Here is a 23,474-nt window from a genome sequence, read left to right as displayed (position 1 = left end):
TGCACCTCGCGTCGCCACTTGGTGGGCGACTCCCACCAGATCTCTATTTGCCAGCGCGGTTCGAGTCCTTGTCGCGCTCCAGGGTCGGAGCATACTCCGCCTTCAGGTGGAAGGGTCTGGTCCCCCGTTGATCGAGGGTGCTTTTTTTCACAGCTTTCTTTACTTGTCCGCTCAGATCCTTCGCCTGTGTGGGGATCGCACACAAAACCGGCAACCATATTGCCATTGCTGCCAGCCTCATCATCCTTCGCATAAAACCTCTCCCAAATCCAACCGCAATGCTCTCCGGATGCCTGCCCCGCACGCGTTTAATAGGTGCTTCTCGAAGTGTCCGCTTAAGAAAACAACTGAGATCGAAGAAGATTGCGGCCGTATCTCTGCATTCAATTCCCTGAAAAATCCCCTATTCTTGAAAGCGGCATTGTTCAGGAGATCCAGAACGGATCTCCACACCATGGAAAGGCAGTGCAGGTTATCTCATGGCGGTTTCCTCTCCGCCGGTTGAGCCTCGGGGCTTTCGCAGCAGAATCGAATCTCGCAGCCTGATCGCTTCATCCGAACAATGAAATCTCCGCGCGGGATGGCGGCGAAGGTCTAGATATTAGGTTTCGAGTCTCGACCGCCTCCATCCAACACCTCGCGCACCTTGCGAGCCAGGATTTCCGGCGTAAAGGGTTTTTGGAGGAACGCCATATCTGCTCCCAGGGGGCCATGATGCAGGATGGTGTCATCCGTGTAGCCCGACATGTAAAGGACTTTGATCCCGGGCTTGAGGGGAACAATCCGCTCGGCCAGTTCGCGGCCGCTCATCAACGGCATCACGACATCGGTCAGCACCAGGTGGATGACATCGTTGTGTTGCTTGCAGCGCTGGAGGGCTTCTTCTCCCGCCGAGGCTTCCAAGACGGTGTAGCCGTTCATCTGGAGGATATCCCGAACGAGGTCGCGGACCCCGTCTTCGTCCTCAACCAGCAGGATGGTCTCTGTCCCCTGGAGCAGGGCCGCTTGCTCCGCTTTCATCTGAGAGGCCTTTCCGCCTTCCTCATGCCGCGGCAGGTAGACCTTGAATGCGCTCCCTTTTCCCACCTCACTATGGACCCAGATATAGCCGCCGCTCTGTTTGACGATTCCATAGACGGTCGACAGTCCGAGCCCGGTCCCCTTGCCCAGCTCCTTCGTCGTAAAAAAGGGTTCAAACAGATGCTTCTGTGTGTCAGGATCCATGCCGCTGCCGGTATCACTGACGCCTAACATCACATAGGATCCCGCATGCATTCCCGGATTCCGGCTGGCGTAGGCTTCATCGATATCCTCGTTCGCGGTTTCGATGATCAGTTTCCCGCCTTTGGGCATGGCGTCGCGGGCATTGACCGCCAGATTCATGAGAACCTGCGCCACCTGGCCCGGATCCGCCTTGGTTTTTCCCAGGTCGTGAGAGCGCAGGGTCACCAGTTCGATGTCCTCCCCGATCAGCCGGCGGAGCATCTTGTCCATGTCCGAGACCACTGAATTCAAATCGAGCAGTTTGGGCTGTAACACCTGCTTGCGGCTGAACGCCAGGAGTTGTTGGGTCAGCGACGCCGCCCGGTCTGAGGCCTTCTTGATCTCCTCGGCGTGGCGCCGAAGGGAATCGCCCAGGGGAAGACGCATAAGCATCAAGTCGGAGTATCCGGCGATGGCGGTCAGCAGGTTATTGAAATCGTGGGCGACGCCGCCCGCCAGTCTTCCTACGGCTTCCATCTTCTGGGCCTGCCGGAGCTGATTCTCCAGCAGCTTCCGCTCGGTCACGTCTTCCTGGACCGAGATGAAACCGATCATCGTTCCCTCGGGATTGACCACCGGGTTCACTGAAGTCTCGACCGTCACCAATTCGCCGTCCTTCGTCCGGTTGGTCACTTCCCCCCGAATACTCTTGCCCGAGAGAAGGGTCTTCCAGAATTGCTCGTAGTATTGTTGGCTCAGGAAACCGCTTTTGATGATACGGGGCGTTTTGCCAATCGCCTCCACCGAGGAGAAGCCATAGATCTTCTCAAAGGCGGGATTCACATAGGAGATCGTGCCGTCAAGCCCGGTCATGAAAATCACTTCATCGGTCTGTTCCACGGCCCGGAGCAGCCTTCGTTCCGATTCCTCGGCGCGTTTCCGTGCGGTGATGTCCCGGATGGCAACCTGCGCGGCCGGTTTATTCCGGTAGACGAACGGGATGGCGGTGACCTCGACATCGATGACGGACCCATCGAGCCGCAGAAACTTTTCTTCAATCAATGGAACCGGCTCCTTCGATCCCACCAACTTTCCGATCCTCGTCGCGACGACAACTCGATGTTCCGGGTGCACCCGGTCGAGGATCGGCGTGCCAATAAGATCCTCTGGTTGGGCGGCTCCGAAGAGCTGCATGGCGGCGGAGTTCACAAAAACGAATATTCCTTCGCAGTGAACCACAATGGCTTCAGGGGAAAGCTCCACAAGCCGCCGATATCGTTCTTCACTCTCTCGCAGGGCTTCTTCCGCCTGCTTTTGGGCCGTAATGTCGCGCTGGGTTCCCCAGGCGCGCACCAGGGATCCCTGCTCGATGATTCCCACAAGATTATTGAGGAAATTCCGGGGTTCCCCCTCCTTGGTGAGTTCCAGGGTCTCCGCCTCGTTCAACCGGTAGCGGGATCGGATGAAGTGTCGAAGGGTTTCGACATTCCGCGCTTCAGACCTCGGGAGCAAATCACAGAGTCGAGCGCCAACTATCTCCTGCGCGGTGGGAAAGCCGTACATTTGCGCCATGACATCATTGCACTCCGCCAGATAGGCATTTTGATAGAAAAGCTCGATCTGCTCGTCGAGAGAGAGATGGAGAGGGATGGGAGGTTCTGCCTCAAATCGCCAGATCCCCTCAGAACTTTGCCGCACGAAAGCCCTGTACCGTTCTTCGCTTTGTCGAAGCGCTTCTTCAGTGCGCTTGCGTTCAATCGCGAGGGCGATCTGATTCCCCACGGAGGCGAGAAATTCAAGGTCTCTCTGGTTATAGGCATGGGGATCCTGGTAGTGTTGAACCACGAGCACCCCGATGGTTCCTGCAGGAGTGTTCAACGGAACGCCCAGCCAGGCAGGGCAGGGGGTTCCGAACAGATCCACTTCTCCCTGTTCCTCGAGGTGGCGGAAACCCTCTTCCGTGAGGAGCAGCGGCTTGCCGGTCCGCAACACATAGGCGCTGGCCGTTTTCCCGGCTTTCATCGGGGCGGGAGGGGAATCGTATTGATCGATGAAAAACGGGAACTCCAGGATGTCATCCTCCTTCGAATACAACGCAATGAAGCAGTTTTCCGCTTGGACAATGCGGCTCAGGGATTGATGAATCAAGCGGAGCAGTTCATCCAGATTGTCGGTCTGGTTGACCCCTTCGATGATTTGAAAGATGACCTGGCGTTCCCGTTCCGCGCGCTTGCGTTCGGTATTGTCCGCAAAGATCCCGAGGCCCCCCTTCACATTTCCCCCGCTCTCGCGCTGGGGGGCGGCAGAAGCGGTGACGTCGACCAGGGACCCGTCTTTTCTCAATCGCTGGAGTTCCAGACCGGTAAAGGCAAAGCCGTCGATGACCCGCCTCAGCATTTGATGAAATTCCGCCTCTCCCCCCGGCGGGATGCAGGGGTTGACCTTGCCCAGAACCTCTTGCTCGGTCCACCCAAAAAGTTTCTCAGCCGCCGGGTTCCAAAGCAGCACCCTTCCCTCGCGATCCAGACTGTTGATGGCCAAAGGAGAAGCCTCAATCAAAGCTTGGAGCGTTTCATTGGCATCGTGGAGCTCCTGCCGCGCCTGCCTCCTCATCTCCTCCACGCCAATGGCGGAAGCGATCACGCTCATCATCCTCTTCTCATCCTCGCTGGGAACATAATCCTTTTGGTAGACGACGCACAGCGATCCCACAGGCTCGCCCGCCACCAAAACGGTTCGGCCGACATAGGTTTTCAGGTGGAAGGCCCTCACATTCGGGTCCGTTGCGGCATAAGGGGACTCATCCAGATGGCGGACCACGGTGACCTCGTCGTGACCCTGTTTGATGACGTCGGAGCAGATATGTCCCTCGGGGTTGTCTTCCGGTTTGAAGTCCGGAGGAGTGCTCCACTGGCCCCAGGAGCACAGCATCCCGTGATGAAGACGATTGTACAGAGCCGATGCGGCACCCATCAATTCACCGCACACGGCCGTGAGACGATTGATGTTTTCGAGCGGGTCGGCCCCAAACTTCAACAAGCACTCGTTGATCTTCCGGAGTCTTCGCTCGCCGCGCTTTTGGGCGGTGATGTCGTGGGCCATTCCCCGAACGACCGGTGTTTGCACTCCTTCCGTACGGATCGTGCTCTGATATTCCCAGATGCGTCTCTCGCCGCTATGGGTCTGCGCCTGCATGAAACCGTGGACGGAACCGCGGCTTTTGATGGCTGCCAAGAACGCCTCGAATTCCTCCTGAACCTCAGGGGGCAGGAAATCGCGGATGTTCTTGCCGACAATCTCCGTCTGGCTATAGCCGAGAAGCTTAAGAGCGGCCTCGTTGGCGGAGAGAATCTTGCCTTCGAGGTCGTGCGTGCAAATCAGATCATGGCTGTGTTCCACCAGGTCCCGGTAGCGGTCCTCGCTTTCACGCAGGGCTCGCTCCGCCTGTTTGTGTTCCGTGATGTCGGTGATAACCCCTTCAAGGACCTCCTCCCCTTCGCGCAGCTTGGCGGAGATGGAAGCCCAGAAGGGTGAGCCGTCGGCGCGTTTCAGTTGAGTCTCAAAGTTTTCGACCACGCCCTTCTTCAGGATTTGGTTTTTCATCCGCTCCCGGTCACCGGGGTTCAGGTAGGTATCGAGGGTTCGGCCTCCTTTGAGATCGGGAACTCCAAACATTTTCAGTATGGCGTGATTGCAGTCCAGGATCGTCCCTTCGGCAAGAGAGCTGCGGTAAATTCCGACCGGCGAGTTTTCAAACAGGTACCGGTGTTTCTCTTCACTGTGCTTCAGGGCTTCGGTAGCGACCTTTAACTCGGTCAGGTCGGTCCCTGAGCCGATGTACCCTTGGAAACTGCCGTCCGATTCAAAACGGGGGAGCCCGGTGTCGAGGATCCATCGATACACCCCATCCGCACGTCGAAGGCGGTATTCCATCCGAAAGGGCTGGTGGACCTGGAGCGCGGCCTGATAAGTCTGCCAGCATTGGGGCAGGTCATCCGGGTGGACGTCGGCCGTCCACCCGTCGCCGAGGACCTGATCCAGGGTCCGGCCGGTAAAATCCAACCACCCCTGGTTGAAAAAGGTACACCCTCCCCGGGCGTCCGAGATCCACATCAGAACGGGGGCACTGTCGGCCATGATACGAAAGCGCCGTTCGCTCTCAACCACCGCTTCCTGGGCCCGGTTGCGCGCGGTAATGTCGATCAGGGTTCCCTCATAGGCCAGAATTCTTCCTTCACCGTCGGTGACGGTGTGGGCATGTTCCGACACGGTGATCCGGCGGCCATCTTTTCTCCGCAACTCAAACTCGGCTCCGGCAAGCCTTCCTTTTTTCTTGAGCGTTTCCAAATTCTTCCGGCGAACTGATGCGTCCACGTATAAATTCTTTTCGATGTCGGTCTTTAAGAGTTCATCCAGGGACTCGTATCCCAGCATGCGGACCAGCGGGGGATTTGCCCCCAGGATTCTTCCATCCGGCGTGCTTTGGTACACCCCGATCAGGGAATTTTCAAACAAACTGAGGTAACGCTGCTCAGCTTTCTGCGCGGCCTCCCGCGCCTTCTTGAGCTCGGAGATGTCGCGAGTTACCCAGATCACCGACTCCTTCGACTTCGGCGAAATGGTGGCGGAAAACCATGCTTCCTGTCCGCCCGTTTGGAGAGAGAATTCGGCCGGGATGGGCTTGCGTTCTTTCAGGACCCGTCGGATCTGGCCGAGGAAGAGATCCGCCTGAGCCGGAGCAAACAATTCCTGGAGCGTCCTTCCGATGATTTTTTGAGCCCCTCGATCGGGCAGAGCAGGGTTTGCCGGGCTGGATTCGAGGATCTTCCCTTGCGAGTCAAGAACAAGAATCCGGTCTTGTAGAGGCGGGACTGCCGTACGACCGACCCGTGGAGAAACACTCGGGCGTGCAGGTTTTCTCTTCGTGGGTTTCGCGCTCTTCTCGCCCCCCGGTTTCTTATTCATGCCTGCCTCCGACTGTTCGTTGAAATAGGCATCCGCTTGTAAGTTGGGTCGATCTCCGGGCGTATTAGGAATCTGATCAAATGGATATAGACACTAATGCCCTGATCCTTCGTAACTTCCCTGGGGATTTGAGTCCTCATAGGGACTTATCGACAAGGGTTGATGAAATGATTAGGCCTTCTTCTTGCCCCCACATGGCGCTCGGGGAAAGAGCGCGCATCACTATTTTATCGAACGCCCCTCGATCCCGCCAGAAATTCGTTCAAGGGTTCCATGTGTTCGGACCCAGGGGGGATCAGCCACATGGGCCGCAAGGGTGCATTATTTGACAGTTGCGCTATAGTATCGTTGCTATTCCTTGAAACGAGCGTTTCAGGAATGTGTTGGGGGGAAGACTTCGTTGGGAACCATCCTGTTTCAGCACGCCCTGCAAATTGTTACGATGAACGACCGCCGTGAAAAAATTCATGACGGGTTTGTGCTGGTTCGGGAAAATGTCATTGAGAAGATAGGCTCTGGCCCTTTCGAAGGGCAGGCGGATCGCGTGATTGATGCCGCCGGGAAGATCCTTCTCCCAGGGTTTGTGAATTGCCACCATCATTTGTATCAGACCCTGACCCGAAACATCCCGGAAGTCCAAAATGTTCCCCTGTTTGACTGGTTGGTGGCACTCTATGAGGTGTGGCGTGAATTGACCCTCGAGGGGGTCTACACGAGCACCAAGGTCGGCCTGGCGGAGCTCTTGCTTTCAGGTTGCACAACCACCACAGATCATCTTTACCTGGTTCCCCGCGGAGTCGAAGGGATTCATGATGAAGAAATTCGTGCGGCTCGGGAGATGGGAATCCGGTTCCATCCGACCCGCGGGTCGATGTCCCGGGGCCGGTCCCAGGGCGGCCTGCCACCTGATGATGTGGTCCAGGGTGAGGCGGAGGTAATGCGGGATTGCGAGCGGGTGGTAGGGCGATTTCATGATGCCTCGAAGTTTTCCATGTGTCGCATCGCCCTTGCTCCCTGCTCCCCGTTCTCGGTCACTCCTGCGCTCATGAAGGGCACCATTCGATATGCCCGCCAGCATGGGTTGCGCGTGCACACACACCTGGCCGAGACCAGTGACGAGGAGGAATACTGTCAGAAGATTTACTCGTGCCGCCCGGTCGAGTTGATGCAGAAGCTGGGCTGGCTCGGGCCGGATGTTTGGTTTGCCCACTGTGTTCATCTGAACAATGCCGAGGTGGACCTTTTCGCGAAGACAGGCACCGGTGTCGCGCACTGTCCCACGTCGAATATGCGGCTCGGGAGCGGCATCGCCCCGGTCCCCGGTCTGGTTGAAGGAGGGACGCCTGTGGGGTTGGCAGTGGATGGCTCTGCCTCCAACGACACGTCAAATTTCCTCGCGGAAATCCGTCAGGCGCTGTTGCTTCACCGACTGCCCGAAGCCGGAAGGGGAGGAGCCGTTCCGCGGGGCACCAAACCCGCCGCTTCAACCCCATGGATGTCTGCGGAAGATGTTTTATGGATGGCAACGCGGGGAGGCGCCAGGGTTTTGGGTTGGGCCGATGAGATCGGCTCAATTGAAGAGGGCAAGGCGGCTGATTTGGTTCTTATCGACATGAACCAGCTCAGCTTTGCGGGAGCAATGAGTGACCCCCTGGCGGCCGTGGTGTTCTCGCAGTCATCCAATGCTGTGCACACCACGATGGTCAATGGTAAAATTGTGGTCGAGGCCGGCAAGATTCTAGATCTGGACCTGGATGCGCTCGTCGCATCCCAGAACCGCCTCTCGACAGAGATGTTAAGCCGTTCGCGGAAGAGAAACAAAGAGTCCGCAAGCTAAGTCAGCCTCCAGCTTCAGCACGTCTTTGGGAGATCATGAAAAGAGAACGCCCGTGCTGATTCGCTTGAAATGAATTCATGCTGCTTAACCTAAGAAAGTACTATCGTCCCCGCTCCATCGAAGCTGCCGTCCGCCTCCTCAGCGCAAATCCGGGGCGATGTGTCGTATTGGCGGGCGGGACCCATCTGCTGGCTGCTTCCCGCCGGGATGTCGAGGAGGTGGTTGATATCTCCTCGCTGAAGCTGAGAATGTTGAAGCGGGAAGAGGGAGCGGTCCACATCGGCGCGATGGCGACCCTCCAATCTATTCTCGAAAATCCGAGGCTGGCAAAATTCGCCAATGGAATCCTCATTGGGGCGTGCCGCCGCAACTCGGTGTCCCGAATGATCCGGAATCAGAGGACCGTGGGGGGAGAGATTTGCGCGAACTGGAAGCGGAGCGATCTGGCCACGGTCCTGCTGGCCCTCAAGGCGCGCGTCAAGCTCATGACCCTGTCGCTGGAAGAAAAGGAGATGTCGATTTCGGATTTCTGGTCAATGCCGGCGTTCCGGAGCGGGAAAACAGGAATCGGCCAGGCGATTCCGGGATTGCTCCTGGAAATCGTGGTGTCCACGCCTGCTCCCTCCGGCTCTGCCGCTTTTGAGCACATCGAGCAGATTGAATCCCAACCCAGCCTCGTTTCTGGGGTGGCGGTCCTGGCATTTGACGAAAATCATCAATGCACCGAAGCCCGGGTGGCATTAGGCTCTTTTGCTGAAGTGCCTTGCCGGCTCACCCCGCTTGAATCGTATTTGCAGGGAAAGGTGCTGACGTCGGAAGTGATTGAGTCCACCGGTTCAGTCGGCTGGGGCGAACTTCGCCCCATAAGTGATGCTCGAGCCTCGGGAACTTATCGACAGACGATCGCTGCGGTGCTGATCCAACGCTTACTCCGCCGGTGTTCGAAGGAGAAATAATCAGTATATGAAACTGTCGGTTGCCTTGAACGGGGAGCAAAGGGAATTTGATGTTCCTGCAAACACCAGCCTCTTGTCGTTGCTGAGGGAAGAAGCCGGTTGTTTCAGTGTGAAACATGGATGCGAAACGGGGGACTGCGGCGCCTGCGCGGTGATCGTTGATGGAAAAGTCGTAAATACCTGCATCCTCTTGGCAGCCCAGGTGGACGAGCGCGAGGTCATAACCCTTGAGGGCGTCCCCTGGGTGAAGGCCAGCATGAACGATACATCCCGCCCCGACGAGCCTTCTGAGGCCCAAGAGGCTGGTCCGGAAGCCGGGCACAAGCCTTCAGATTCCTCCGCTGCTTCGAGGTCTTCATTTCAGAATCCTGCGGCCTTTTCCCGGGAGGAGTATCCATCGGCTTTTGAATCGTTGCATCCCCTTCAGCAGGCCTTTGTCGACGCCCATGCGATTCAATGCGGATACTGCACGCCCGGGATGATCCTGTCGAGCCTGGCATTATTCGTTGAAAAGGGTTTGATCGACCTTCCATCCATCAAACGGAAGACCAAGGTCACGCCCGTAAAGAGAAAGCCCGGCATCAAGCGACGGCCTCCCACTGAACAGGAGGTCCGAGAGGCGTTGGCTGGGAATCTGTGCCGGTGTACAGGCTATTTCAAACCCGTCGAGGCGGTTCTTCGCGCTGCCGAGAAACTGGTTTTGGAGCAGAAGTGAACAGGCGTCGTCCCATCCCCGCTTGAGAATCCCCGGTTGGGGGGCCTGTTGAGGTCATAGTGAAGCGATGCCCACACGTGAATTCAAAAGCGTCAATCAAAGTGTTCGCCGCGTAGACAGCGTCAAGCTGGCCTCCGGCAAGGGAACATTTGTTGACGACATCAAGATGGAAGGCATGCTCCATGCAAAGATCCTGCATTCTCCGCATGCGCATGCCCGAATTAAGAGGATTGAAGTGCAGCGGGCGGAAGAGCTTCGTGGAGTTCGCTGTGTCCTCACGTATTTGAATGTTCCCCGGGTCCCTTACACCACGGCCGGTCAGGGCTGGCCGGAGCCGTCCCCCTACGACACCGTGATGTTTGATTCGGTGGTTCGCTTTGTGGGTGACCGGGTGGCCTGTGTGGCTGCAGAGTCTGAGGAGGTGGCTGAAAGGGCGCTGGAGCTGATCGAGGTGGATTATGAGACTTTGCCCGCGAACTTTGATCCGCGAAGGGCGTCTGATCCCGGAACGCCGCGCCTTCATCTGGACCCCGACAAGCGGGGAATCCATTCTCCCCAGCGGAACATTGCCGCCCACGTGCGGGCCGAGGTGGGGGACGTCGAAAAGGGATATGCCGAAGCCGAACTGGTCCACGAGGGAGAATATGCGGTTCATTACGTTCAGCAGGCGTCCATCGAGCCGCACATCACGATCACGTGGCTGGATGAAGATGAAAGGCTGATCGTGCGGACCTCCACGCAGGTGCCCTTTCATGTCCGCCGCATCATTGCGCCCTTGATCGGGCTCCCTGTCCAGAAGATCCGTGTCATTAAGCCGCGGATTGGAGGGGGATTCGGCGGAAAGCAGGAAATCCTGATTGAAGACCTGTGTGCCCTGGTCACGGTGCGGACCGGACGGCCCTGCCGGCTTGAGTTCACGCGGGCGGAGGAACTCCATGCCGCCCGCACGCGCCATCCGCAGATTGTTCGAATGAAAACCGGCGTCAAGAAAGATGGTCGCCTGACGGCCATCTCGATGGACATCCTGGAAAACACCGGCGCCTACGGGACCCATGCGCTCACCGTGCAATGCGTGAGTGGCAGCCGGGCTTTGTCACTCTACCGCTTTCCGAATATCCACTTCGAGGCCAACGCGGTCTATACCAATCTCCCGGTGGCCGGCGCCTTCAGGGGTTATGGGAGCCCGCAGGGATTTTTCGCGCTGGACTCGCACATGGATGAGTTGGCCGAGAAGCTGGGGCTTGATCCCCTGGAATTCAGGAGAAAGAACCATGTGCGGGAAGGGGAGCCGACGCCCATTGCGGAGGTGCTGGGAGAAGGACGCGAGGGCTACAAGCAAACGATCCAGAGCTGTGGGCTGGATGAATGCATTGACCGCGGAGCGGAGGAGGTGAGGTGGAAGACCAATCGAAATCCGGATCCGCGGGCGAGGATCCTCGGTTCCGGGAGCCCTGACTCATCGAATACCGGGATCTCAGATTTGAGATCTGAAATTTCAGATAGGGACCCGGATTCAAGTTCAAATCCGACAAATTTGAAATCTGAAATTTCCGATCTGAAATCCGGGGTGTCGCACCCACTTTACCGTGGAGTCGGGATGTCGTGTACCATGCAGGCCTCCGGAATTCCCGGTGTCGACATGGGCGCGGCATGGATCAAGATGAACGAGGACGGCTCGTTCAACTTGAAGGTCGGCGCGACCGATATCGGGACCGGGGCAGACACCATGTTTGCCCAGGTAGCCGCAGAAGCCCTCGGAACTTCACCCGACAAGATCATCGTCTACTCTTCCGACACGGATATGACGCCGTTCGATCCCGGCGCGTACGCCTCCTCGACCACCTACATTTCCGGGAGCGCGGTCAAGAAAGCCTGCGAGCAGGCGCGAGAGCAGATCCTGGAGGTCGCCGAGGAGATGTTGGATCCTGTAAAAGGAAAAGCGCTCCATGCGGCCTCCGCGGAATCGATCACCGCCGCCCGCCCCGAGAAGAAGGATCTCGTTGTTCACAATGGCAAGGTGTGTGCTCCAGACGGGCGCTTTGTGACCTTTGAGCAAGTCTGCTTGCGTTCCCTTTACCAGGAGCATCAGTTTCAGATCCAGGGGCATGCATCCCACATGTCTTATGACTCTCCGCCGCCCTTCTGCGCCCAGTTCGCCGAGGTGGAGGTGGACGTGGAGACGGGCATTGTGAAGGTGCTTCGATTGGTCACCGCGGTGGATTGTGGCGTGGCCATCAATCCGAAAATGGCGGAAGGACAGATTGAAGGCGCTGTGGCCCAGGCGCTGGGGTACGCCTTAACCGAGCAAATGGTGTTTGATGAGAAGGGGAGGCCGCTGAATCTCAGCTTCAAGGACTATAACATTTATACGGCTGTGGATATGCCCGAACTCAAATCGTTTCTGGTGGAGACTTACGAACCGACCGGGCCCTATGGGGCGAAAGCGATCGCCGAGATTCCAATCAATGGAGTTGCTCCTGCCATCGCCAACGCCGTCTATAACGCCGTTGGAGTCCGGATTCGCGATCTCCCGATCACTCCGGAAAAGGTGCTGAACGGCATTAGATCGTTGCGCCTTGCCACGTCGGCGTGAGGCTATTTCTCTCAATGACGGATGGCAAGGAAGCGAATCATCTCTTCAGGACCGAGACACTGCCCACGTTTACGTAATTCACATACTTCGGATTCAGCACTCCTCGCAACACGGAATTCATCGTCAGGAAGTTCCGCACGTCGATCCGCGCCTCGTCGACCCCTTCCAAGAGTCGTTGTTCCAGGGGTCTGCGTGTGGAATACTCGAATTCGATTTCTCCCAACGGCGTGCGGAACCGCGCCCGGTCGCCGAGCGGATCGACCTCGAGGTAAAACTCCTCGCCATGAAGGCGCGCCCGCATCCGCTCCACGTGCTGGCCCAGTTCAACCAGAAATCCATCATGGGATACCCATTTTTCAAACGCCGCCGATGAACCAAACAGGCGCGGCTTTTCGACGTAGGGACCTCCGTCTTCAGGGCAGAAGACATCGCAGTTGCCGCATTCGTTGCAGAAATCCTGAAAGGTGGCAAGCTGGTGGGCCTCCCGGACCTCGAAATGTCCGCCCGGTTCCACCAGCAGCTCCCCGGGCGTCACCCGGTAATTAACATAATCAAGGGAGCAGGGCTCCGTCTCGTAGACAAAATTTGCATCGTTCGGGCAGACCGGAACGCACTTGTCACAATTGATGCAGTCAAAGAGGTAAAGGTGAGACCCGATTTTGCGGGGGGTTGAACGGTTATTCTTCGCATAATACCGCTCATCACGGGTGGTCCGCTCAACGACCACTTCCATGTTGAGCAGGCCTGCCACGGCGATGGTTTCCACCTGGAACCGGGTCAGCTCTTCCGTGACCTGCGAAGGATCATATTGCGATTTCCACGATTCCCCATGCTTCGAAATCAGATCCCGGGTGGCAGCGCGTCGTTCCAGGCACCTCCTGAATTCATGAAGAAAGGCCGGCAACACCTCGTCCAGCAGCCGCGATCGCAGTGGGGTCGGCGCTTCCATCTTCCACTCGTCCTGAGCGGTCACCCGATCGAATGCTTTCACGGCTTGATCCTCATAGTAGAGGATGAAATCCCCCAGAGTGCGGACACCCATCTCCTTCATCTTGCTTTCGAGTTTGTGCATGTAATTCGGCAACCGACCGTAACCCCCGGGGCGGAGCAGGTCGGTGCAGGTCGTGACGGGCGTAAAATTCATGGCCACGGCGTTGCAGAAGTTTTGTGCGTCCACCCCTGCCGAAAACGAAACCGGGTAGGCGGTTCCAACCGCCTGGCGCCATTTCCTGACCAGGTTCAAGGTGATGACATGCAGCGGCTGGCCCGACAGATACATCACCCTTTCGCTGGAGGGGAAAAACTTGCTGTTGTTCAGCACCACAAGGGTGTTGGAAAACTTGACGCCCAGTTTGCGGCCGAGGGATTTCGCAGTCTTTTCCAGCCGCGAGCAGATCTCGATGGCCTGATCAAATTGCAGGTCCTTGTCGAAAAACTCCTGCTCCGTTCGAATCTCGTGGTAACCCATGACGTCGTGCAGCAGGTGGTCTACGGCCGGTTTACCCAGCAACGTGGGGTTCAACTTGATAATGACGTGGAGCCCCATTTCACGGAGCAGAAAATCAACGATCCTTTCGATTTCATGGGCGGGGCAGCCATGGAACGTGGACAAGGTCAGGGTATCGCTGAGGCGCGTACTGAAATTGAGACCGCGCAGGTCCTTGAACTCCGCCGGGATCTGCTGCCGCAGCTCTTCCACCAGGGCCGACGCATCCTTCATCGATTCCATCCAGGCGCGGACGCGGGGAGTGGAAATGCCGGCCAGATCGTAACCGACCGACATGTCAAAGATGGTTTGAGTCTTTTCAGGGGATCGCTCGACGTCGCCCATCCCGGACGATTTCAGAATGTCAATGAGCATCGATCCGGCGACATACTCGCGGAGCGACTGCTCAAGCTTCAGTTCCTGCGACCACTCGATGTTATAGCCAATATTGTGTGCGTCGATACAGGGCCGCGCAATCTTGAGTTCGTCGTTGATTTGAATGGTCTTCAATTCCAGGATGCGCGAACCCGCGAGCCAGGCGAGGACGATGTTCTGCGCCATCTGGTCCTGGGGCCCCGCGGCGGGACCCAGCGGGGACGAGGCCGGATGGCCGTGCATCCGGACTGAGGTGTCCAGCGATGAGTCCGCCTTGTAGAATTTTCGTTTGGGCAGGTCGAAGATCTTCCCTTCACGTTCGTACTCGACGAACATGCGCTTGAGAAGGTTCGCAAAGGGAGCCGGATAGAGTTCAGCCATAGTGGGCCCGGATGTCAAACAACGTAGAGAGCAGTTTGGCGATTATGCATGAGCGGTTCAGTTTCGCGGACGCGGTCCAGTTTCACCTTTGCAGAAGTTTTCGAAAAGGTTTCAGGTGTCGGGTGCCGGGTGTCAGGGGAACCTTCGAACCAAACTTGAGATGCCTCAGATCGAAGCCCATCCGGACGCCTGAGATTGGTGTCCGATTCTGATTTCGGGATTCTGACCTCTGACCTCTGACCTCAGACCTCTGACTTCGAAACCAGGACTCCCGGGCCTCCCACTGCTCGATGCCCTTGCCGGAGTCTAACCGAGCACCATCCCCAGCAGGGCCATTCGCACGAACAGTCCATTCTGGGCCTGGCGGAAGTAAGCCGCGCGCTGGTCCGAATCGACGTCGGTGGTAATCTCACCGACTCGAGGAAGCGGGTGCATCACGATGGAGCGGGCCTTCATCAGGGACAGCAGCGTGGTATCGATGATGTAAACCCCCTTCGATTTCTCATAATCCTCGATGCGGTCGCCAAACCGTTCCTTTTGAATCCGTGTCTGGTAGACGACGTCGACCTCAGAGGCGACTTTGGCGAGATCGGTTTCCTCTGCGTACCAGACGTTGTGTTCCTTTAGATGTTGCAGGATATCTTCCTTCATCTTCAGGGCCTCGGGGGCCACAAAGTAGATCTTTACCCGGGCAAATTTACTCAGTAGATACGTCAGCGACCGTACCGTCCGACCCTGGGCCAAATCGCCCACCATGGCAATCTTCAGCCCATCGACGTTGCCCAACTCCTTCTCGATGGTGTACAGATCGAGCAAGGCTTGCGTGGGGTGTTGACCGATGCCGTCCCCGGCATTAATCACCGGGATCTGTGAAATCGCCGCTGCGCGTTTGGCGGCCCCGACCTCATTGTGCCGCATGACAATCACATCGGCGTAGCCATTGATGACCCGTATGGAATCCTCCAGGGTCTCGCCTTTCGCGATGGAGGAAAACTCGCGGGCGTTTTCGGTGGAGATGCACCGTCCGCCCAGCCGGATCATCGCCGCTTCAAAGGAGAACCGGGTGCGGGTGGAGGGTTCATAGAAGAGGGAAGCCATAATCTTTCCGGTGTAGTCGTTTGTGCCGCCTCGGGCCACGACCTTTTCCATGCGCCGCGTCGATTCAAATAATTCCTGGAGCAAGGGCAGGCTGAACTGCTGGGATTCGACAACATGGTGAAGTTTCATGAAAGGGAGCCTCGCGATGGATGTGGTTGAACAAGGTCAAAATGCCGGAGCCAACATGGTAAAGCCTGAATTCGAGTGAATCCCTGCCCTGGCCGATGAACACCAGCCGCGCGTCTACGGGTTCGATCGTCAGGGCGGGCCGAAGAGTTAAATGTAAGGTATCTTGAACAAAAATTGTAGGGAAATTTTGCTTTGAGGAACGAAGTGACTCAAGGCAGGCGTCGCGCGACCTGGGGCTTCTTCCTGTCCACGATTTCGAACGACCTGGTTCGTTGAGAGTTAAAATGACATTTGACCCGTTCCAGTCGGGATGGACCTCGACGACGAGACACGATGCTGCTTACATCCGGTTGCCCAATGGCATCGAGTATATCCTCATCGTCTTTACGGTCGATAATAGCAAGCAGACTGATATAATCCCGTTCGTGTCGAAACTTGTGGCAGAAGACTTGGCCCAAAATCCGCCTCTCGCTGACCTGGTGTTGCTCAACGGCCGTCTGTGGACCGGGGATCGTTCACAGCCATGGGCTGAGGCCCTGGCGTCGCTCAAGGGGCGCATCACCGCGGTCGGGTCAAACGAGGAGGTCAAGAAGCTGGCGGGGCCGGGGACCCCATTCATCGACCTCCAGGGACGGCTTGCCTTGCCGGGATTCATTGATGACCATACGCATTTCATGACGGGAGGATTTCAGCTCCTGTCAGTTGACCTGCGGGATGCAAGTACTCCCAAAGAGTTTGCGCTCAGGATCAAGCAGAAGGCTGAGAAACTGGGTGAGGGACGTTGGATTACGGGAGGCGACTGGGATCACGAATTGTGGCGGGGGGCCCCGCTCCCCACGAAGGAACTGATCGATCCGTTCACGCCGAATGATCCTGTTTTCGTGGGCCGGCTCGATGCCCACATGGCCCTCGCCAACAGCGTGGTGCTCCGCAGGGCGAAGATCACCAAAGAGACCAGGGATCCGCCCGGAGGAATGATTGTCCGCGATCCAAAGACCGGAGAGCCGACGGGCCTCCTGAAAGACGCTGCCATGGGTCTGGTCTGGCCGCTGATTCCTCAGCCGACAGAAGCAGAAAGGGAAGAGGCATTGAAAGCCGCTTTGGGTGAGGCGGCGCGCGTCGGGGTCACATCCGTTCAGGACATCACCCCCTGGAGTGATTACGAACTGTATCAACGATTCCGAAATGCGGACCGATTGACGGTTCGTATCAACGCCTGCACCCCCATGAGCCAGTGGGAACGCCAGGCCGAAGTCGTGAAACGACAGGGGATCGGGGACGAGTGGCTGAGGCTGGGTGGAATCAAGGCGTTCATGGATGGTTCCCTTGGCTCGACGACCGCCCTCTTCTTTGAGCCATATGACGACGCCCCCCACACGACAGGCCTGATGGCCGACGACAACATCCCAGAAGGAAAGCTGAAGCGGAACATCCAGGGCGCCGATCAGGCCGGGCTCCAGTGCTCGGTCCATGCCATTGGAGACAAGGCCAATCATCTCCTCCTTGATTATTTTGAAGAAATCGTGAAAGAGAACGGTCCCAGGGATCGCCGGTTCCGGATTGAGCACGCCCAACATCTGCTGGCCGCCGATATTCCACGATTTGCCCGTCTGGGCGTCCTGTCGTCCATGCAGCCGTATCACGCCATCGACGACGGACGCTGGGCACAGAGACGTCTGGGTCGAAGCCGTCTCAGAACTTCATACGCTTTCCGGTCATTGCTTGACGCCGGCGCTTCCCTAACTTTTGGTTCCGACTGGAACGTGGCGCCCCTCTCTCCGATTCAGGGGATCTTCGCGGCCGTCACGCGGGAGACTATCGACGGGAAGAACCCCCACGGCTGGATCCCCGAGGAACGAATCACAGTCGAAGACGCCGTCCGGGCGTATACCATGACGGCGGCCTACGCGGGATTCGAGGAGCGTGAAAAGGGGACGCTTGAACCCGGCAAGCTCGCGGATGTTGTGGTGCTGTCACAGGACATCTTCCGGACCAGTTCGCACGCCATCTCGAAGACAGAAGTGACTCATACCATTGTGGGGGGAAAGGTTGTGTTCAGCCAGTAAGGAGCCTCTAGTTTTGGAGATGCCGGAGATGAGGATCGATACCCCGGTTCACTGGATTTGCAATGGGAATGGAATTAAACCCCGGCTGGCCAAGGTCAGCGACGAGGAGTTCGAAGATGCCGGACGATGACATGTTGAAGGCGTTTGTCGCGGATACAATGAGGACGGAGGAAGAACAGGGTTCTTCGCATACCTGTCCATCCTCCGTTGGGGCGTCAGAAAGGAACCCCGGCGCGGAGACTCCCAAGGCCCCTGGAATGAATCCCTCATCGAGGCTGCTGGGCGCGGAACCTGTCTTCGGAACTGTTTTAAAATGGGGTCTATTGATTCTGGCTGTCCTATTTATATGGTTTGTTCTTTCCAAATAACCTTGGGTATCCTCATGAAGTGAAAAATGAAATCAGCACCCCATCTTCTGGGAGCTTTGGAGTACGAATATGCTCGAAAAGGTCAATCTCAATTTGGCGCTCGCGAAGGTGGAGTGCCAGCGGCGTCTGCCGCTGCTGCAAAACCGGCTCTACGATCTCGAGCATGCGATTTATCAGGCGGGGATCCCCGTCGCCATCGTTTTCGAAGGGTGGGCCGCGGCGGGGAAGGGAAGCACCATCCGTATCGTTGCAGAGCGGATGGATCCCCGCGGGTTTCGCGTCGTCCCGATTACACCGCCTCGAACTGCGGAGTTGCAATATCCCTGGCTGTGGCGTTTCTGGCAGAAAATTCCTGCCCGAGGACAGATTATTGTTTATGACACTTCATGGTATCGCCGGGTGCTCTTCGATCGGGTGGCCAAGAGTGTCCGAAAACAGGAGTGGCAGGGGGCCTTTCAGGACATCGCGGAATTTGAAGAGCAATTGGCCGCAGACGGAACGGTGATTCTCAAGTTCTGGCTGCACATCAGCAAGAAAGAACAATCGCGCCGGATCAAGAGGTTGCTCAAGAACAAGCTGACGGCCTGGCAGGTCAGCGACGAGGATGCCGCTCAGCATAAGGCATATAAGAAATACCTCGTGGCTGTTGAAGAAATGCTCGCCCGCACGGATGCCCCGCATGCACCTTGGATCCTGGTGGAGGCAACGGACCGCCATTTTTGTCGAGTCAAGGTGCTCGAGGCCATCATCCAGGCCCTCGAAGTGCGGCTGGGTGATCAAGCTCCGCCGCCGGCGAAGGGACGGGCCAAGGCTGGGTCCGACTCATCGGCACCTTCACGGAAGAAAGAGATAGTCGCCGCCACGTAGCTCCATCAAATGGGGCAGACCCTCGCCGGCGACCAATCCGCGGAGCCGATCAATCCGGCACCGGGCGGGATCAAAGAAAGATCTTGCAAGGAGGCTATTGTATGCTTGAACTGATCGATCTCAGGCAGCGCTTGTCACACACACGCTATAACACCCAGCGGGAACGGCTTCAAAACGAGTTGCACCTGCTCTGTTACCAGGCCTACCAGCAAAAGCGGCCCGTGGTCATTGTGTTTGAAGGTTGGGATGCCGCGGGGAAGGGAGGGACGATTAAACGGCTCACAGAACGCATCGATCCGCGTGGTTATGTCGTTTGGCCCATCGGGGCGCCCACAGGCGACGACAAGACCCGTCATTACCTTTACCGTTTTTGGCGCCGGCTGCCGGCTGCCGGGGAGATCGCAATCTTTGACCGCTCCTGGTACGGGCGCGTGCTGGTCGAGCGGGTGGAAGGATACTGCGACGAACCTTCATGGAAACGCGCTTACAGCGAGATCAATCAATTCGAACGACAGCTCCTCGATTTCGGCACGATCATTCTCAAATTCTGGATGCATATCAGTCGAGAAGAGCAGCTGCGGCGGTTCAAAGAGCGTGAGCATATCGCGTATAAGTCCTGGAAACTTACGGAAGAGGATTGGCGCAACCGGGGAAGATGGGAAGACTACCAGCCCGCGGTTGAAGACATGCTTTTGAAGACGAGTACACATAGAGCCCCCTGGACCGTCGTCGAATCCAATGACAAACCTTTCGCGCGAATCAAGGTCATGAAGACAACGGTGGGCAAGCTCAGACAGGAACTGATTTAGATCCTGCCTGAAGAAAGCGGCGAAAGATTCTCGCAGCAATCCAACCCCGTATCCCCCGCTCTCCCGCGGCTCTCGAATACTCACTCTCCCCAATGCTTCCATGAATCAATGCAACCCCCAATCGCGTCGCATTTCAAAGAGAGACGTCGACAAATTTCGTCACTTACCGACTGAGGGACGCTGTAATCAGGGAATTTTTCTCTGAATTGAGTTTGAAGTCGCCCCTTACCCTGAATAACATTCGAAATCGAATTTTCGTTGAAAGGCGGAGAGCATTTCGCGACTGAAAAAACCCTCTCATATTCAATACTTGCATGTGTGATCGGTGCGCGACCTTGGAGACGATTCGGGCTTGAGACGTCCCCGGGGTTTGGCGTGAGAATTGCTTCCTCCATTTCGAATCCAATATCCAAACTTTTTGTACCATTAAATGGAGGTGTACATATGGTCAAAGGAACACGTGTGCTTACATTGATTTTGGCTTCCTTTTTCGCGTTGACGGCTCTGGGCTGGGCCGACAAAAACAATGGGAACGGGCCCGTTCAAACCGGTTTTGCGGTGGTCACGCCTTCGTCCAGCCCCAGTGGGCTGGTGGTGTTTGAAACCTTTGGAGAAAGAGAGGGAAATGCCACCACACAGGCAGGGGTCCTGCCTGCAAACATGACGACAGATGCTTTAATTTTTGTGAGGTCCGATGGGCGTCTCTCCCGCAACCTCGGTGTCGCCATTACGAACCCAAACACCGCGGATGCTAATGTCACCCTGACGCTGGTTCAGGCCGATGGAACGACCGTTGCGACGAAACTGATCACCGTGCCGGGGAACCACCAGGTATCCCAGTTTGTGACCGAGCTCTTTTCCAGCGTGCCTCAAGTTGCCATGGATTTCAACGGGACGGTGAGGATCACCTCGGACATCGCAGTGGCTGTCGTCGGCTTGCGTTTTCGCGGGATCAACTTCAGTACATTGCCGGTCACTAGCCTTGCTCCCCCCACGAACGTCCCGGTCATTTCAGCGGGCGTGGGAGGGCCGGGGTCGGTCATTCTCCCTCAATTCGCGACCGGCGGAGGATGGGCGACCGAGGTTGTTCTCGTGAATTCGGGGTCGTCCCCGCTGACAGTTCGCGTCGACCTGTTTATGAATGATGGGACACCGCTGACTGCATCCTTGAACGGGCAATCGGCAAGCAGTTTTATGAACCTGATTATTCCACCGGGCGGTGTGCTTGTGCTGGCTCAACTGGACAATAATGGGGATGACGATTTCTAGGGAAGAAGGGGAAGAAGTCGAGAGGCCGGAAGGTAAGGGGCTTCATTGACTGGCCGTCACATTTCAAGGACGAGAAAAGGGCGGCCGACTCAAACTCGAGACCCGGATCTTCCGGCCTTTTTTTAGCAGGTTCAATTCAGGGAGGCTATGGCTGCAGGAGTGCCGATCGGCAGGGTCCGTGACTTCGCTCAGATCATTTCATTTAACAGTTCTCCGCGGGGCTGCGGAATGACAACTTTGTTGACGAGCAGGCCCTTTTGGGCGACGACGTCGGCGCCCGCCTCTACGGCACTGCGGACCGACGCGACAGGGCCGGTGAGGGTCACAAAGGCCTTTCCCCCGAGTGCCATGGCCAGGCGCACTTCAATGAGCTTGACGTTTGCCGTTTTCGCCGCGGCGTCCGCCGCCTCGATAAGCGAGGCGACCGAAAAGGACTCGATGATGCCCAGGGCTTCCAGTAATTCGACCTTGCTGGTGCCTGCGATGGCCGGGAAAATGGATTCGTGGACATTGGGAATGACGAACGTGTCAACTACCGAAAAATCGCCCGCCCGGCCGCCGGCCTCAACGCTGGATTGCACCGCCGCCACATCGCCCCCGACCATGACCATGTATTTGCCGGAGCAGATTGTCCTCGAGAGAATCAGTTCAACGTCGGCCGCCTTCAACATGGCATCACAGGCCTCAAATCCCGCCGCAATGCTGCTCAATTCAATAAGTCCGATGGAGTTTTTTAGCATAGCAATCGATTAAGTTTCGCCGCCTCCCCGCTCTGTCGGTTTCGCCTCGATCTCAATCCAATGATCCGTAATAGCCCTGACCGTTCCATCGATGCTTGAGTGAATACTAACACCCAGATCAGGTTCATCGACGAGGGCGACCAGTCCGCCTTTCCTGATGCTCTCGGCCTCCTTGACCACCGGGTGCGCGGGTTTGCCGGCGTGCTGCGACAGTTTGATCCGGACTCGAGAGGGCGCGTACTCAATCTTCCGAAACGGGGTTTCCGTCTCATATTCCTCGACCCTCAGCCTCTTCCGGAGCTGCGGAAGCGGGACCCGCCGGGATTCTTTCATGGGATGGACTCGAACTTCTTTTTTCTGAACGAACTTGATGTCCGCCGTACGCATGTCCCTTTTGGCTTGATCGCACGCTTCCTTGGGAAACAGATCCTCGGGACAGGCATACAAGGTGCACAGACCGCAACCGCAGCAGAGTTCAGCCCACTGGCTCCACTGGTCTGATCCCGACAGTGTGAAACCCAGACTCCGCATCACCTTGTGCGGGACAATCTCGTACCCCAGCAGATACCGGGGACAGAACTCGGTGCAGTAGCTGCATTGGTCACACGCGGATTTGCCGATCCGATTCATGCTTTCCTGCGGCTGGCTTTTGCGGGTGATCAGAAAATGTTTTTTGGGAAGAACAATCAACCCCGCCGTGGTCTTGGTGACCACGTCATCGAGATCAAACGCGAGAGTGCCCATCATGATGCCGCTCACAAAGATGCCAAAGTCAGGCACCGTCGCTCCTCCCGCCAATGCGATCAGTTCGTGGAAGGAGGTCCCAATCGGCACCCAGAAGGAACAGGGATTCTTCACGGCTCCGGCGATGGACACAAATTTATCGGTAACAGGAACTCCTTCGTTGGCGAAATGGACGTTGTAGAGGGTCTCAACGTTGTTGACGACACAACCGACCTGCAGGGGAATTCCCGCCGGAGGAATCAATCTTCCCGTGGCGGTGTATACAAGCTCGTACTCGTCTCCCGATGGATAAAAGTCACCCAGCAGCGTGAACTCGATGTTCTTCGACTTCAGGTGAGGCGCCAGGGCATCGATGGCGGCCTGATTCTTCTTCTTGATGCCAAATTTTCCGCTATGGGCCTGGGTTGCATCCATCATCAATAACATTCCCGAAACAATCTCCTGCGGGAATTGCTTCATTAATTCAAAATCCTTGTGAATCAGGGGTTCGCATTCGGCGCCATTGGCCAGCACAAACTCCACCTGGGAATTCGCTTTCACATAAGTGGGAAAACCGGCACCCCCGGCACCCACCACCCCATATTTTCTTAATTCCTGGCTGAGCAAGACGTGTCCATTCGGTGACGAGGCATTTCTCGTGGAGGACCCGGTTCAGTTGAAGGGGAACTGTAATGCATTAGGAGGAGAGAGTCAATAAGTCCAAAGTTCAAGGTCCAAGGTCCCAAGTCCAAGGTTCAAGGTCCAAGGTTCAAAGTCCACAGGTCAAGATCTACAATTCCACCCAGTTCAACTCTGACTTCCGACCTCCAACGTCCGACTTCTGACCTCTTTCTTCTCGTCCTCCGGAATTGGGGTTAAGACTTTGGACCTTGG

General features: G+C 56.9%; 13 protein-coding genes and 1 pseudogene. 8 read left to right on the top strand and 6 right to left on the bottom strand.

Features of this window, described 5'->3' with window-relative positions:
• Positions 1 to 43: 43 nt before the first annotated feature.
• Entirely contained in the window at positions 44 to 226 is a 183-nt protein-coding gene (locus LAO21_00285) for a hypothetical protein (protein ID MBZ5551125.1), read from the bottom strand.
• A gap of 368 nt (positions 227 to 594) precedes the next feature.
• A complete protein-coding gene (locus LAO21_00280) occupies positions 595 to 6,168 on the bottom strand; it encodes a PAS domain S-box protein (GenBank protein MBZ5551124.1) in 5,574 nt (1,857 codons plus the stop codon).
• Between the two features lie 400 nt (positions 6,169 to 6,568).
• On the opposite strand from LAO21_00280, the gene LAO21_00275 reads away from it, so the two are divergent.
• The 4 genes and pseudogenes from LAO21_00275 to LAO21_00260 all read left to right on the top strand — a co-directional run bounded on the left by LAO21_00275 (position 6,569) and on the right by LAO21_00260 (position 11,060).
• Complete coding sequence (locus LAO21_00275; GenBank protein ID MBZ5551123.1) at positions 6,569 to 8,005, top strand: 8-oxoguanine deaminase; 1,437 nt, start codon at positions 6,569 to 6,571, stop codon at positions 8,003 to 8,005.
• A 77-nt stretch (positions 8,006 to 8,082) separates the two neighbouring features.
• Entirely contained in the window at positions 8,083 to 8,961 is an 879-nt protein-coding gene (locus LAO21_00270; protein ID MBZ5551122.1) for an FAD binding domain-containing protein, read from the top strand.
• A 7-nt stretch (positions 8,962 to 8,968) separates the two neighbouring features.
• Positions 8,969 to 9,676 carry a (2Fe-2S)-binding protein gene (locus LAO21_00265; GenBank protein MBZ5551121.1) on the top strand — a complete coding sequence of 236 codons (708 nt, stop codon included), beginning with the start codon at positions 8,969 to 8,971 and terminating at the stop codon, positions 9,674 to 9,676.
• A 67-nt stretch (positions 9,677 to 9,743) separates the two neighbouring features.
• A pseudogene (locus LAO21_00260) lies at positions 9,744 to 11,060 on the top strand (molybdopterin-dependent oxidoreductase).
• Between the two features lie 1,246 nt (positions 11,061 to 12,306).
• Here LAO21_00260 and LAO21_00255 read toward each other — a convergent pair.
• Positions 12,307 to 14,511 (bottom strand): glutamate synthase, encoded by a 2,205-nt coding sequence (locus LAO21_00255; protein ID MBZ5551120.1) that lies wholly within the window; start codon positions 14,509 to 14,511, stop codon positions 12,307 to 12,309.
• Positions 14,512 to 14,817: 306 nt separating this feature from the next.
• A complete protein-coding gene (gene pyrB / locus LAO21_00250; GenBank protein ID MBZ5551119.1) occupies positions 14,818 to 15,738 on the bottom strand; it encodes an aspartate carbamoyltransferase in 921 nt (306 codons plus the stop codon).
• A gap of 284 nt (positions 15,739 to 16,022) precedes the next feature.
• Between pyrB and LAO21_00245 the strand changes: the two genes are divergently transcribed.
• From LAO21_00245 to LAO21_00230, 4 genes are all read left to right on the top strand, one after another.
• Positions 16,023 to 17,804: an amidohydrolase gene (locus tag LAO21_00245; GenBank protein MBZ5551118.1), complete on the top strand. Its 1,782-nt coding sequence runs from the start codon at positions 16,023 to 16,025 to the stop codon at positions 17,802 to 17,804.
• Between the two features lie 437 nt (positions 17,805 to 18,241).
• Positions 18,242 to 19,039: a hypothetical protein gene (locus tag LAO21_00240; protein MBZ5551117.1), complete on the top strand. Its 798-nt coding sequence runs from the start codon at positions 18,242 to 18,244 to the stop codon at positions 19,037 to 19,039.
• A gap of 101 nt (positions 19,040 to 19,140) precedes the next feature.
• The gene (locus tag LAO21_00235) at positions 19,141 to 19,848 is read left to right on the top strand and encodes a hypothetical protein (GenBank protein ID MBZ5551116.1); all 708 of its coding nucleotides are present in this window, start codon (positions 19,141 to 19,143) and stop codon (positions 19,846 to 19,848) included.
• 444 nt (positions 19,849 to 20,292) lie between these two features.
• Complete coding sequence (locus LAO21_00230; protein ID MBZ5551115.1) at positions 20,293 to 21,117, top strand: hypothetical protein; 825 nt, start codon at positions 20,293 to 20,295, stop codon at positions 21,115 to 21,117.
• A gap of 188 nt (positions 21,118 to 21,305) precedes the next feature.
• Here LAO21_00230 and LAO21_00225 read toward each other — a convergent pair whose 3' ends face one another.
• Both LAO21_00225 and LAO21_00220 read right to left on the bottom strand, forming a co-directional pair.
• Positions 21,306 to 21,857 (bottom strand): BMC domain-containing protein, encoded by a 552-nt coding sequence (locus LAO21_00225; GenBank protein ID MBZ5551114.1) that lies wholly within the window; start codon positions 21,855 to 21,857, stop codon positions 21,306 to 21,308.
• 9 nt (positions 21,858 to 21,866) lie between these two features.
• The gene (locus LAO21_00220; protein ID MBZ5551113.1) at positions 21,867 to 23,207 is read right to left on the bottom strand and encodes a 4Fe-4S dicluster domain-containing protein; all 1,341 of its coding nucleotides are present in this window, start codon (positions 23,205 to 23,207) and stop codon (positions 21,867 to 21,869) included.
• Positions 23,208 to 23,474: the final 267 nt, after the last annotated feature.

The organism is Terriglobia bacterium (assembly GCA_020073085.1).
Classification (GTDB): Bacteria; Acidobacteriota; Terriglobia; order JAIQFV01; family JAIQFV01; genus JAIQFV01.
Note: the sequence above shows the minus strand (reverse complement) of the source record. Positions and strands in the feature narration are given on the sequence as shown.